This window comes from Rhodospirillales bacterium, assembly GCA_028824295.1.
In the GTDB taxonomy this organism is placed as follows: domain Bacteria; phylum Pseudomonadota; class Alphaproteobacteria; order TMED109; family TMED109; genus VXPW01.
Genome location: JAPPED010000021.1, coordinates 43,238 through 56,117 on the forward strand (window position 1 = coordinate 43,238; position 12,880 = coordinate 56,117).

11 protein-coding genes and 1 tRNA gene are annotated in these 12,880 nt (G+C 64.6%); 7 read left to right on the plus strand and 5 right to left on the minus strand.

The genetic code is table 11. The annotated features are described in order from the left end of the window. Nucleotides 1-5: 5 nt before the first annotated feature. Nucleotides 6-1,463 carry an amidase gene (locus OXH60_09070; protein ID MDE0712272.1) on the minus strand — a complete coding sequence of 486 codons (1,458 nt, stop codon included), beginning with the start codon at nucleotides 1,461-1,463 and terminating at the stop codon, nucleotides 6-8. Nucleotides 1,464-1,841: 378 nt separating this feature from the next. Further along, on the minus strand, nucleotides 1,842-2,282 hold the full coding sequence (locus tag OXH60_09075; protein ID MDE0712273.1) for a VOC family protein: 441 nt from the start codon (nucleotides 2,280-2,282) through the stop codon (nucleotides 1,842-1,844). Between the two features lie 110 nt (nucleotides 2,283-2,392). On the opposite strand from OXH60_09075, the gene OXH60_09080 reads away from it, so the two are divergent. The 6 genes from OXH60_09080 to OXH60_09105 all read left to right on the plus strand — a co-directional run bounded on the left by OXH60_09080 (nucleotide 2,393) and on the right by OXH60_09105 (nucleotide 9,317). After that, nucleotides 2,393-3,847 carry a hypothetical protein gene (locus OXH60_09080; protein MDE0712274.1) on the plus strand — a complete coding sequence of 485 codons (1,455 nt, stop codon included), beginning with the start codon at nucleotides 2,393-2,395 and terminating at the stop codon, nucleotides 3,845-3,847. Between the two features lie 4 nt (nucleotides 3,848-3,851). Then, entirely contained in the window at nucleotides 3,852-5,315 is a 1,464-nt protein-coding gene (locus OXH60_09085; GenBank protein ID MDE0712275.1) for an aldehyde dehydrogenase, read from the plus strand. A gap of 1 nt (nucleotide 5,316) precedes the next feature. Beyond that, nucleotides 5,317-6,192, plus strand: coding sequence for a hypothetical protein (locus tag OXH60_09090; GenBank protein MDE0712276.1), 876 nt, complete (start codon nucleotides 5,317-5,319; stop codon nucleotides 6,190-6,192). A 191-nt stretch (nucleotides 6,193-6,383) separates the two neighbouring features. Continuing rightward, nucleotides 6,384-7,322, plus strand: coding sequence for a fumarylacetoacetate hydrolase family protein (locus tag OXH60_09095; protein MDE0712277.1), 939 nt, complete (start codon nucleotides 6,384-6,386; stop codon nucleotides 7,320-7,322). Continuing rightward, nucleotides 7,315-8,562, plus strand: a complete 1,248-nt coding sequence (locus tag OXH60_09100; GenBank protein ID MDE0712278.1) for an AMP-binding protein — start codon at nucleotides 7,315-7,317, stop codon at nucleotides 8,560-8,562. Before OXH60_09095 ends, OXH60_09100 begins: the two co-directional genes overlap by 8 nt. Before the next feature lie 173 nt (nucleotides 8,563-8,735). After that, nucleotides 8,736-9,317 (plus strand): MarR family winged helix-turn-helix transcriptional regulator, encoded by a 582-nt coding sequence (locus OXH60_09105; protein MDE0712279.1) that lies wholly within the window; start codon nucleotides 8,736-8,738, stop codon nucleotides 9,315-9,317. A 204-nt stretch (nucleotides 9,318-9,521) separates the two neighbouring features. On the opposite strand, the gene OXH60_09110 is transcribed toward OXH60_09105, so the two are convergent. Genes OXH60_09110 through OXH60_09120 form a run of 3 tightly spaced genes read right to left on the minus strand, consistent with a single transcriptional unit; the run spans nucleotide 9,522 to nucleotide 12,437 of the window. Continuing rightward, the gene (locus OXH60_09110) at nucleotides 9,522-10,880 is read right to left on the minus strand and encodes a TRAP transporter large permease (protein MDE0712280.1); all 1,359 of its coding nucleotides are present in this window, start codon (nucleotides 10,878-10,880) and stop codon (nucleotides 9,522-9,524) included. After that, nucleotides 10,873-11,394 carry a TRAP transporter small permease gene (locus OXH60_09115; GenBank protein ID MDE0712281.1) on the minus strand — a complete coding sequence of 174 codons (522 nt, stop codon included), beginning with the start codon at nucleotides 11,392-11,394 and terminating at the stop codon, nucleotides 10,873-10,875. The genes OXH60_09110 and OXH60_09115 overlap by 8 nt, the downstream gene beginning before the upstream one ends. Continuing rightward, complete coding sequence (locus OXH60_09120; protein ID MDE0712282.1) at nucleotides 11,394-12,437, minus strand: TRAP transporter substrate-binding protein; 1,044 nt, start codon at nucleotides 12,435-12,437, stop codon at nucleotides 11,394-11,396. Before OXH60_09120 ends, OXH60_09115 begins: the two co-directional genes overlap by 1 nt. 359 nt (nucleotides 12,438-12,796) lie before the next feature. Between OXH60_09120 and OXH60_09125 the strand changes: the two genes are divergently transcribed. Further along, nucleotides 12,797-12,874, plus strand: a tRNA-Pro gene (locus OXH60_09125). Nucleotides 12,875-12,880 lie beyond the last annotated feature (6 nt).

The following is a 12,880-nucleotide window of genomic DNA, read 5'->3' on the forward strand; positions in this document are numbered from 1 at the left end:
CTGCCTCAGAGCGGGGGGCGGCGGCCGACCAGCCCGAGTTCCCGTTCCAGCGCCCCCGCCGCCTGAAACACGACCTGGTCACGGTACCAAGGGCCAACCAGCTGCACGCCGACCGGCAGTCCCTCGAAGAAGGCCGCGTTCACGGATGCCGCGGGGTGGCGGGTCAAATTGAAGATGGGCGTAAAGGGCACCCACGCGAGCGGGTTCCGCTCCCATCCGTCCGGGAAATTTTGCTCGGCCTTGAACGGCAGCACCGGCATGGTCGGACCGAGCAGCACGTCAAACGGTCCGGCGCGGAATTGCTCGGTCAGCCAGGTCCAGAGGACCTCCCGCCCCTCCTGCGCCTCGTAGTACTCGCCAAGACCGCATTTCCGGCCGGCTTCGCAGAACGACTGCAGGTTGGGATCGAGGAGCTCGTAGTCGCTGGCGCTCAGGTCGTCGGCCAGGCGCGCCGCCCCCATGATCCAGACTAGCCGGAATATGCGTGATGGATCGCGGGGCCATTCAAGCGAGACCTCCTGCACGTCCGCACCCGCTTCGCGCAGCGCGGCGGCGGCATCGCGCGTCGCCCTCACGACGGCCGGATCGAGTTCCTGCCCGTCGATCGCGTGCAGCATCCCGAAATCGGGAGTGTAGGCGACCCGAAGGCCCTTGACTCCGGCCAACGCAGCCGCGCGGTAATCCGTATCGTCGGGAGGCAGCGCGTGAAAATCGCGATGATCCGGTCGGTTGATCACTTCGAACAGGAGCGCGCCGTCCGTCACGGTGCGCGCCATGGGACCCACGTTCGCCACCGTGCCGAATAGCGACAGCGGCCACGCCGGAACCCGGCCGAAGGACGGCTTGTGGCCAAAGAGACCCGTGAAGCTGGAGGGAATGCGCACCGACCCCCCGCCGTCCGTGCCGAGGGCCAGCGGGCCCATCCCGCCGGCAACGGCGGCGCCGGCTCCTCCGGACGATCCACCGGGCGTGAGGTCGGGGTCCCAAGGATTCCGCGTCACGCCGCAGAGAATGCTCGACGTGGTGCCCTTGTGTCCGTATTCCGGTGTCGACGTCTTGCCAAGGAGCACCGCGCCGTTCTCCCGCAGGCGCGCCACGGCTGGCGCATCGTCGTCCCAGGACCCGTCGGCCGGCACCGTGAGGGACCCCTTGCGCGTGGGCCAGCCCTCGGTCAACAGCAGATCCTTGACCGATACCGGCACGCCATCCAGCGACCCGAGCGGGGCGTCCCGCTGCCAGCGTGATTCCGAGGCACGGGCGTCTCGCAGGGTTCGCTCGGCATCGACGACGACGAAGCAATTCAGTTGTGGGTTCAGGGCATCAACGCGGGCCAGAACCGCTTCGGCCACCTCGACGGGGGACAGAGTCTTGCGCCTGTACCGGACAAGGAGCTCGGCGGCTGTGAGGTAATGCAGTTCCCCGGCGGGCGACAGCCCGTGATCTGCACTGGGTTCAGTCGTCACCGAGACACTCCCTCCGACAATCCGTCAATCAGCGGAACGCCAGTAGTTTCCCGGAGTCTATCGGCCAGCTTCTGATCCCACCAGCCGATACCGCGCCGATCTCGGCGCCCGGCATCAACACGACTTCGCTGATTCACCCGCATCGTGCATGCGTGGACGGGAACGCGATCACGACGTTCTCGAGTTTGCCCGCGGACTGTGCGTGGCAGACGCGGATCCCATCGTTTTCTCTTGGATTGCACAACGACCAACAAGTTTTCGTGAGTTGATCGCCAAGCTCTATGGATCTCGCACTTTGCGACGCGCAAGATCGCCGCGAACGGGTGACGCCGGAGACCCTGCGCCAGGGTTTCCTTACGGCGGCGCGCCGTTCACGGCCTAGCCGTCCGCCTCCGCGAGGTACCCTTCTGCGTCGAGCGGCCAGAAGGGGTTGTACGCAACCTCCCAGACGTGTCCATCCGGATCGGCAAAATAGCCGGAATAGCCACCCCAGTAGGCATTCTCCGGCTCCTTCAGGACGACGGCCCCCGCCGCCACGGCGGCAGCAAACGCTCCGTCCACCTCGTCAGGTGATGGGTAATTCTGCGCGAGCGTCATGGCTCCGGTGCCGAGTCGGATTCCGGGTCGTCCCTGATCCGCTGCCAGCGCGTCCATTCCGATCAGGCCAAGCATCAAGCCCTTTAACCGATAAAATCTCACCTCCGGCAACGTCTCCGCTGCCTGCCAACCAAGTGCTTCGTAGAAGGCGCTGGATCGTTCGATGTCGTCCACGCCGAGCGAAATCAGGGTCACCCGTTGGGCGGTCAATCTGAGGGCCATCGTCATTCTCCCGACCGGCCGGTCGTCAGGCGAAAACACGGTTTCCCGAATTGACACTAATAGCCCGGCGACTTAGGGTCACATGATTTGATATCAAACTAGATTGCAGGATGACGACAAGAACCGGTGCCGAATATGTCAGTGGCCTGCGCGCCGACGGCCGCGAGGTCTGGCTGGGCGGAGAACGGGTGCAGGACGTGACCGAGCACCCGGCGTTCGTGGGCTCGGTTCGAGGCGTATCCGGATTCTTCGATTGGCAGCACCTGCACGCGGGGGATTGCATCTTTGCCGATCCGGTGTCGAAACAGCCCACCGGCATCAGCCATCTCATTCCGCGAAGCGCCGACGATCTGCTCCGTCGCCACACTGGCCTGGAACAACTGGCGCGTTACAGCATGGGGATGCTGGGACGCACACCGGACTACGTGAACCTTACGTTTGCGGGCTTCGCTGGTCAGCCAAGTGTCTGGTCTGCAAACGGCAATGCACAGGGTGCGGAGAACCTGGTCGCGTTTCAGCGCCACGTCGCCGAGAAGGACCTAGCACTGACCCACACGATCATTCACCCCACCGTGGACGGGCGACTCCCTCCGTACGACGGCGTCAACGGAGAAGTGGCCCTCAGGAAGGTGTCTGAAACCAGCGAGGGAATCGTCGTCCGGGGAGCCCGGATCCTGGCCACGCTCGGACCGTTCGCTGACGAGCTGGCGGTCTATCCGGGCCAGCCTATCCCGAAGGATCGTGACGACGTGGCACTGGTGTTCTCGATTCCATTGTCCAGCCCAGGTCTCAAGATCATTTGCCGCGATCATTATGGGCTCGATGCCGACCCCTTCGACAAACCCTTCTCGTCCCGTTTCGACGAGCAGGACGCTTTCGTCGTGTTCGACGACGTCGAAGTACCGCGAGACCGCATCTTCCTGGACGGCGATCCCGCGACCTACAACGCCGTGATGGCCCGGGGGTGGGTGGGCAACATCATGCAGCAGACCTGCATACGGGCGATGGTAAAGCTGGAATTTGCCTATGAGCTCTGCTGTCGCATGGCGGACGCGATCGGCCAAAGCCGCCGGCCGGACGTAATGCAGATGCTGGGGGAGATCTGGAGCTACGCCGAACTCACCCGGTCCGCAGTACGAGCGGCAGAAGCCGACGCACATGAATTCGCGGACGGCACGTGGTTCTGCAGCGAAGCGCCCTTCCGGGCGCTTCGCCCGACCCTGCCGGCGTGGATGCCCCGGGTGAACGAGGTCATCAAGCGCATCGCGTCACACAATCTGCTGGCGACGCCTTCAAGAGCGGGACTCGACCATCCCGACCTCCGCCCCTGGCTCGACCGCTACCTGCCGGGTGCCGGCGACATTGACCCGGAAGCACGAAGCCGCCTGTTCCGGACAGCCTGGGATTTTGCCGGTTCCGCGCTCGGGGGGCGCATGGAACTGTACGAGCGCTACTACCTCGCTTCCGCCGCGCGCGCCTATGCGCTGGCCCACCTGGGCGCCCAGAACGAACGCGAGTGGGCCCAAGTCCCGGCATTCTGGTCGCACCTGGACGCCGCCCCCTAGACAGATGTCGAGGCACCTTCGTATCGCCTCCGTCGATGTCGACACACGGCACTGGATTGGCGGGCAGCGAATTGCTTCGTCCGACACGTTCGAACTGCTCTCGCCCATTGACCAGCAGCCGCTTGGCGAGATCTGCGCAGCCTCTGCAGGCGAAGTGGACGCGGCGGTCCGGGCGGCGCGAAACGCGTTCCCGGAATGGGCAGCCCTAGGACCGACAGGCCGCAGACCGATCCTGGAACGCCTGGCGACGCGGATTCGCCATCACACGCAAGACCTTGCCATTGTCGAAACCCACGACAATGGATCCCTGCTCATCGGAAACGAGAAGAACATCGTGGCGAGGTCCGCGCACAACATTGCGTTTTTCGCCGAACTTGCGTCGCAGATCGACGGCGAGGTCATCACCGGCGACACCGTCGACAACCACGTTCGCTACGAACCCGCCGGGGTGGCGGCGCTGATCACGCCCTGGAACGCGCCGTTAATGCTGAGCACATGGAAGGTGGGTCCGGCCCTGGCGGCCGGCAACACCGTGGTACTCAAACCGCCGGAATGGGCTCCGCTCACCTGCTCACTGCTGGCCGATCTGGCAAGTGAGGCCGGTCTGCCTCCCGGCGTGCTGAACGTTGTGCAGGGCACTGGCGGCGAAGCCGGCGCTTCCCTGGCGGCGCACCCGGACATCGACCGCATCAGCTTTACGGGCTCACCCGAAACGGCTCGCCGGATCGGCCAGGCCGCGGCCGCGTCGTTGACGCCGGTCAGCTTCGAGCTTGGCGGCAAGTCGCCGTTCATCGTGTTTGCGGATGCCGACGCCGATGCAGCCGCGCGAACCATCGCCCACCAGTACATCAATGCCGGACAGGTATGCCTCGCCGGAACCCGCGTGCTCGTGGAACGGAGCATCGCCGAGCCACTGCTCCGCAAGGTGCAGGTTGCGACGGCGAAGCTGCCCGTCGGTGACCCTCGGTCGCGGGCAACCCGCGTCGGCCCGCTGATCCATTCGCAGCAGCTTGCGCGAGTGCACGGTTACGTGGAGCGCGCCTCGGCAAACGGCGCTCGGCCGGTGTTCGGGGGGCGTCCGCATGCTTTCGCCGAGCTCTACTACGAGCCGACCCTCCTGGTCGACGTTGCACCCGACGACGAGATCTTCCAGGAAGAGGTGTTCGGTCCCGTGCTTACCTGGAACGTGTTCGATGACGAGGAAGAGGCGCTTTTGCTCGCCAATGCCACACGTTACGGGCTCGCCGCCATGGTCTACACGTCGGACCAGGCCAAGGCCAAGCGGATGGCCGCCGCCATTGTCGCGGGCACCGTGTGGGTCAACTGCTTTTTCGTTCGCGACCTAGCCGCCCCGTTCGGTGGCGCGAGGATCTCGGGGATCGGTCGCGAGGGCGGACGTTGGAGTTTCGATTTCTTTTGCGACGTCAAGAATGTAGTCATGCAAAAGGAAAGCTTCGGGAGCCCGTAGCGTGGGTGAGATCGTAAGCGCAGCGGTGGTCGGTCACGTCCCCACCGTCATGCTGGAGGAGGACGTCCGGCGGAGACTCGGAGGCAGGGGACGGGACACGACCTTGGTCGAGGGGTACCGGCGCCTGAAAACGCACTTCGAGGCCAAGGCGGTCGATTGCTGGGTGGTCTTCGATACCCACTGGTTCACCACAACCGAACACGTCATTGCAGGTGCCCGGCATCACCAGGGCGTCTACACCTCGGAAGAAGTGCCCAGGGTCATTCACGAACTTCCTTTCGACTACGCCGGCGCCCCGGAACTTGCCGAGGCTATCCGGTGCGTGGCAAAGGAACGGCGCATCAGGATGACCAACGTCACCACGCCGACGCTGCCTCATCACTATCCCACGATCAATCTCGTCCATCACATGCGCCGTGACGAGAGAATCCTGTCCACCGGCGTCTGTCAGACCGCAGAGCTCGACGACTATCTCGCTTTCGGCGAAGTCATTGCCGCCGCGGTGGCGCGCACGCCGGCCCGGGTCGCCCTGCTCGGGAGTGGTGGCCTGTCGCATAGATTCTGGCCGTTGCAAGCCCTTTTCGATCATCAGGACTACGATCCAAGCAACGTCATCACGCCTGAAGCGCAGGCCGCGGACCGCCATGTGCTGGAATGCTGGGAACGCGGCGACCACGCTGCGGTTTGCGATTTCTACCCGGAGTACCGTCGCCATGGGCCGGAAGGACGTTTCGCCCACTACCTGATGCTGCTGGGCGCCATCGGCGGACGCGCCTGTAAGGCCCGCGGCAAGCGGTACTCGGCCTACGAGAATTCGATTGGCACCGGCCAGGTCCATGTGGTTTTCGATGTAGGGAACCAGCAGGCCGTCGGTTGACGGGAGACGCGCGAATGACACCGGAGGGACCTTGCCGCAATGTCTGATCAGCACTCCGTCTTCCGAGCACGGCACGAGAGGTCCAGCTCCCTCGTCCGGGAAGGGAACGAGCCTCCAAAAGACCGCCTGCCCGCTGCATCGATCCCCTGCCCGGAAGCGGACGGCCACGGGCGGCCCGCAGGGAGCGAGACGTGAACGTCCTCGATGGTCCGCGTCGGGAGCGACGCCGCGTGCTGCTCGAGGGTCGAGCACAGTGGTCCGAACCGGAGGGAGACAGGCTCGCGCTGTCCGACGGTCGCCGGATACCGGAACACGAGGCAGTCTATTTGCCTCCTTGTGAGCCCAGCAAGATCATTTGCGTGCACCTGAACTACCGGTCGCGCGCCATCGAATTCGGGCGCGATCTCGAGGGCGAAACCCCGACCTACTTCTCGAAACCGGTGAGCGCGCTCAACGTTCATCGCGGTGACCTCGTGCGGCCGGTTGGTTGCCACTGGCTCAACTACGAGGGAGAGATCGCTGCGATCGTCGGGAGGCCGATGAAGAACGTGTCCGGCGAGGAAGTCTGGGAGCACATCGCGGGCTTCACCCCTGCCAACGACATCGGCGCGCATGATTTCCGCGGCACTGACGCCGGCTCCATGCTGCGGGTCAAGGGCATGGACGGCTTTTGCCCGATCGGCCCGGGAATCGTGAGCGGTGTCGACCTGCGGAACTCAGGACTTCGCACCTATCTCAACGGCCGAATCGTCCAGGAAGGTCCTGTTAGCGAGATGATCTGGGGAATCGACTATCTCCTCGCGGATCTGAGCCGCCACATCACGCTGCTGCCGGGCGACATCGTACTGACAGGCACGCCGTGGCACTCGCGGCCGATGGCGGTCGGCGACGTCGTCGAGGTCGAGATCGACGAACTCGGCCGCCTTTCCAACACCGTGGTGGAAGGTCCGGCCCCAAGGCAGGCCGTGGGCCATCAGCCCGACAACAGCAAGGGGGTCAGGGCGGTAGCGCTGGGCAAGGACTACCACCGCATGAAGGACGAAGGCTACGGCGTCGAGCCCGCGGACTACTTCAGCGTCCGCGACGAATTTCTGCGTCGCAACCGGGAGGAAGGGCCAGAGCGTGCCTGACCCCTGTGCGCCCGGCATCGGGGAGTTGGGCCACCATGAACCGGCACTCAGGGACGCGATCGACCGTGCACGATGCGAGATTCCCCTGTATGCCGAACTCCACCGCAATACGAGATCTCTCGATCTGCGCGCGCTGCCCAGCTGCAGCAAGTCCGACCTGACCGACCTGGGTCCGCTGCCGCTGTCCGCCCGCCCGCTGTCGCAGATGTATCGGGTATCAGCAACATCCGGCACCACCGGTTCGCGCCTGTTGATCGGCTTCACGGAAGGCGACTGGCAGGCGATCCGGAAACAGTACCGCTGGGTGGCGAAATGCATCGGCATCGGGAACACCGATGTCCTGCTGAACACGCACGGCGGGGGGCTCTGGATCGGCGCTCCGTCACTCGATGAACTGGCGCATTCCTGCGGTGCCGCCACCGTGCCTTGCGGGCCGACGGGGGCAGCTCAGGCCATCGAATGGCTTCGGGAGTTGCCGGTGACACTGATCTCGGCCACCCCCTCCTATATGCGTGTACTCGCCGAAACGGCTGCCCGTGCCGGAGATGACCTAGAGCGGCTCGACCTCAGGATGGGCCTGCTCGGCGGAGAGGGATCGAGCGTCTCCCTGAAGCGGAGCACCTCGCGCGCATTTGGGCGTGGCTTTCACTGGCAGGAGTTGTATGGGGCGACCGAAACCGGCGGACCGATCCTGGCGTTCGCACCGCCGGCGAAGCCGTTTGGCGGTCGACTGAACATCAACACCGAGTACTTTGTGGTGGAACTGCTTCATCCCGACGTGGATGAACCCGTTGCGGCCGGTGAGGTCGGTGAAGTCACGCTGAGCACGCCCTACCGCGAAGGCACGGTACTGCTTCGATACCGAACGAGGGATCTCGCGGTATCGGTGCCCGCAGAACGTGATTCGTCGGGCTGGCCCCAGATTTCGGCCCTTGTCGGGCGCGTGGACGACGCCATCAAGGTGCGCGGCGCCCTCGTCTATCCGAGCGTGATCGAAGACGTGCTGGTCGGACAGTTGCGCCAAGGCGCGGAGTGGCGCATCGAGGTAGACAGGAAGCAGGCCGCACACGACACGATCGCTGTGCGGTACGAGCACCCGGACGATTCTCTCCAATCCGGGCTCTTTGACGACTTGTACCGGCGCCTCGGGGTCAGACTGTGTCTCGAGGCCGTCCCGCCCGACACGTTCCCGCGGTTCAGCGGCAAGGCCGCCCGGGTCGTGGACAGGCGCGCGGACTGACGGCCCCCGAGGATTCGAGACCAGGCCCGAAGCGGATGCCGTCGGCCAACAGGCGCGCACGGATGTGGTGATCTGACGCTACGGCGGTAGTGCAGCCCGGAGAAATTTTCGGCTCCGGACGACGTTCGAGCCCTGCGCCGGCCGGACTGCTCGACAAGGAAGGCAGATGGTTGATGGCTGAACCGATCCAGACAGGCCCCGCTGCGACTGATTCACCTGATCAGCTCTCGCGAGCCGCGACATTCGAAAGGCACGCCCTCGCACGCCTAGCCGAGGAAGTGGAGACCCAGGTCGACCCGGCGGTGTTCGCCGCTGCGTTCGATCTCTTCCGGGCCGCCAACCGCTTGATGTACGACTTCGAAGCGAACGTTCACCGACCGCTCGGAATGTCGTGGGCGGGCTTCAGGGTGCTCTTTTGCACGTGGATCGAAAACGAAGTCGAGCCGCGCGAGCTGGCGAGGCTGTGCGCGGTATCCAGGGGCACGGTATCCAGTGTCCTGAACACGCTCGAGCGCGACGCACTCGTCAGCCGCCGGAAGCAATCGGCGGACAGGCGGGTGGTGACGGTGATGATCACCGACAGGGGTCGCCGACGCGTAAAGGAAGCGTTTGAGCTCCAGCATGCCCGGGAGCGCCAATGGCTGGGGGCCCTCGATCGGGAGACCATCGCCGGTCTCGTGGCACTGCTCCGACACCTGCTCGAATTGCCGAGACCGGAGATCCGGGCTGCATCGTCCGCCCGGAAGACCCCGTAGTCGCCTGCGCGGCGGCGGGCGGGCCGAGACGGAGTCAACGCCGATCGTGATGGAAGCTTGATCGTCGGACGGACGATGAGGGCTGATGAGGGATCAGAAGAACCCGTGTCGGCCTAAGTCTTGCCGGAAACCCGGGCGCCGCCGACCAGATCGCGAGCGACCGAGAAGGATCGCCGACCTGTCCTGTCGCCAGCCGGGCCCGGTTTAGCCAGACAACGCCTGCGGGAGCCAAAGCGCGAGCACGGGAAAGGCCAGGAGCAACCCCACGCGCAGCAGTTCGGCGCAGAAGAACGGGGCGACGCCACGGAAGATCTCGATCATCGGCGTGTCCCGGGCCAGGGCCGAGATGACGAAGGCGTTCATCCCTACCGGTGGTGTAATCAGCCCGAGTTCCACCACGATGAGCGCAAGAATGCCGAACCAGATCTTCAAGTGCTCGGTTGACATGCCGAACCCAGCCTCGTCCGCCGTCATGTAGAGCCCACCGTTGAGGTCCACGAGTACCGGCCAGAAGAACGGTATGACGAGCAGGATCATGGACAGGCTGTCCATCAGGCAGCCGAGGAAGATCAGTGCCAGCAGGAGGAGCACCAGTACCACCATGGGTGCCATGCCCGTCGCAAGGATCCACTCGGCCGTCGCCTGCGGCAGTCCGATGCGCGACATGTAGATCTTCAACAGCTCCGCACCGAACAGGATCAGGTAGATCATTCCGGTGGTGCCGGCGGTCTCGCGTAGCGCCTCCACCATCTCCGCCCGGCGGATCTCGCGAGTCCAGGTGCCATAGAGCCAGACCAGCGCCACGCCGACAGCGGCGGCGGGTGTCGGGTTGTAAAAGCCCGCGTAGATGCCGCCTAGGACGATTCCGAAAATGGCCAGCACCGGTACGACACCCATCGTTGCGTCGCGGAACTCCGCGGCATCCACTCCTTCGTGACGCGGACCGGCCTCGGGCCGAATGGCGACGTAGATAGCAATGGTCAGCAGGAACAGCAGAACCGCCAGGACCCCCGGCAGCAATGCCGCGGCGAACATGGTGACGATGTTCGCCTCGACGATGATCGCGTAGATGATGAGGACGACCGACGGCGGGATCAGGATGCCAAGCACCCCGCCCGCGGCGAGGGAGCCGGTCGCGAGTGCCCCCGAGTAGCGGTAACGCTTGAGTTCGGGCAACGCGACCCGACCCATGGTCGAGGCGGTGGCAAGGGACGAGCCACAGACTGCGCCAAAGCCCGCGCAGCCGGCGATCGCGGCCATCGCCGTGCCGCCCCTGAGCCAACCAAGCCAGGCGTTGGCCGCGCGGAACAGGGCCATGGAAAGCCCGGCCTTGCCGGCAAGCGCACCCATCAAGACGAACATCGGCACGACTGACAGGTCGTAGATCGAGAATTGCCCGTAAGCGAGGGTCTTGAGCTGATTCAAGACCAGCGCAGGCCCGTCGACGAATGCGATGCCGACGCCGCCCACCAGAATCATCGCGTAGGCGATGGGCATGCGGATGGCAATCAACGCGGCGAGAGCAACGAGCGAGCCCACGCCAAGGAGGATCGGTTCAGCCATCTCGCGTCTGACCGGCAGCTCCGCGCGCATTCTCGACCAGTGTGATCGCGGCCGCGGCGACCAGCAGCACAAGGGAAAGCACGATAGGTATGAAGCCTATCCAAACAGGTACTTGCATGATCGCCGTGACGTAGTTGTACTCCTTCTGATCAAGGAGGCCGGCGTACATTCGCCAGAGAAGCAGCACGCTGAAGAGCAGCGCGACGACTGAAGCCAGCAGCTTGAATAACGAGAGTGTCCGTGGGCCAACGCCGGAGGTGAATATGTCCGCCGTCACATTGGCTCCGGTGAGTTCGCAGTAGGGCAGGAAGGCGAAAGCCGCGACGGCGATGCCCATCTGGGTGATTTCAAAATCTCCCGGGAAGGGAACCCAGACCATGCCGCCGACGACCGAGGCGACATGCATCACCACGACGACCAGGACGATCAACCCGCCAAACAGTGCCCATGCATCGATGACGGCGGCAACCGCGCCAGAAAGTCCCGAGCGGCCCGCGCGGGCGGCAATTGCCACTAGTTCGCCCTGGAGTTGACCGCGATCTGCCCGCGCGCCTTGCGTACCAGTGCCGCGCCGTCGATTCCCTGCGACGAGACCTCCTCTATCCACCGGTCGACCACCGGAGCGAGCGCGGTACGGAAGGCCCGGGTTTCCTCTTCGCCCAGGGTGACGTGGGTGTTGCCCTGGTCGGTCGCAAACTTGATCCCGAAATCGTCGGTCGTGCGCCAGATCCGACCCACGTCACCCCACCAGTCGCGACCGGATGCGTCCCGAAAGGCCTGCTGGATCTCCTCCGGCAGCCCATCCCACCGCCGCTTGTTCATCGAGACCTGGAAGACAACCGTGCCAAAGCGTTCTTTCTCGACACCCTCGATCTGGTAATCGGTCTGCTCGTGGATCTTCAGCGGCGGAATGATCTCCCAGGGAATAAGCGCCCCGTCGACCACGCCTTTCTGCAGCGACGGTGGCAGATCCGGTACCGGCATCGCCACGGGAATCGCGCCGAGCGCCTCGATGATCCAGACACCAGTGCGGGAGGGAATGCGCAGCTTGGTGCCGACCAGCTCGCTTGGTCGGCGAACCGGCATGTCCCGCATGTGGAGGCCCATGCCCGCGTGAACATGCAGGAACATCACCTCGACGCCCTTGTAATCCTCGGCTAGGTCACTCTCGAACAGGTCGTGCAGCGCGAGGTTCGTGGCTACCGGATCGTTCTTGAAGACCGTTGGAAGTCCGAAGACTTCGGAACGCGGGAACGAACCGGGTGTATATCCGTTGACCGTCCAGACCAGATCCACGACGCCATCGCGCACCTGCTGGATGAGTTCGGGCGGGCGACCCCCGAGGGTCATCGCCGGAAAGATCTCGATCTTCACGCGGCCGCCGGATCGTTCCTCCACTGCCCTTGCCCACGGCTCCAGCATTTCCGTCTGCGCCGGTGCCTTTGCGCCGAGAAAGTGATGCAGCTTGAACGTGAAATCCTGCGCCTGGACCGCCGTGGAGATGGTCAAGGCAGCGACGGCGACGAGCGCCGTCTTGCGCAGACGTGGGTGCATCATCTTGCCTCGCAACGCGTGTGGACAGTTCCAACGATCTTATTGGACCCTCTGCAAAGGCGGGAACCAAATCATCCTGGCACTAGGTTCCCGACGCCTGCCGGTCACTGATGCCGCGACCCCAACGATCACCGCAGGCAACGGAACATTGCGAGCGCCTGGAGACCGGAAACACGCGCCTCGACCGGACAGCGGCAGCACGTGCGTGGGTCGAAGCCTTCAAAGGGCCGAATGTCCCTCGTGAACCTCGGGTCTGGGGGCCCGGTAGCCCGAGGAATTCTCACGGCCAGCCGACGGGGCGGACAGGTGGACTTCGTCTTGTCGACGACCCTCCTCCGTATATCCTGCACGTACAAGCGTGGCGGAGCGTGGCGCAGCCTGGTTAGCGCACTTGTCTGGGGGACAAGGGGTCGCCGGTTCAAATCCGGCCGCTCCGACCATGTTTG

What these genes read in the sequence shown, in the direction of transcription:
- OXH60_09085 (MDE0712275.1), top strand. Translation starts at nt 3,852, where the DNA reads ATGTCGAGGCACCTTCGTATCGCCTCCGTCGATGTCGACACACGGCAC.
- OXH60_09075 (MDE0712273.1), bottom strand. Translation starts at nt 2,282, where the DNA reads ATGGCCCTCAGATTGACCGCCCAACGGGTGACCCTGATTTCGCTCGGC.
- OXH60_09110 (MDE0712280.1), bottom strand. Translation starts at nt 10,880, where the DNA reads ATGGCTGAACCGATCCTCCTTGGCGTGGGCTCGCTCGTTGCTCTCGCC.
- OXH60_09120 (MDE0712282.1), bottom strand. Translation starts at nt 12,437, where the DNA reads ATGATGCACCCACGTCTGCGCAAGACGGCGCTCGTCGCCGTCGCTGCC.
- OXH60_09080 (MDE0712274.1), top strand. Translation starts at nt 2,393, where the DNA reads ATGACGACAAGAACCGGTGCCGAATATGTCAGTGGCCTGCGCGCCGAC.
- OXH60_09105 (MDE0712279.1), top strand. Translation starts at nt 8,736, where the DNA reads ATGGCTGAACCGATCCAGACAGGCCCCGCTGCGACTGATTCACCTGAT.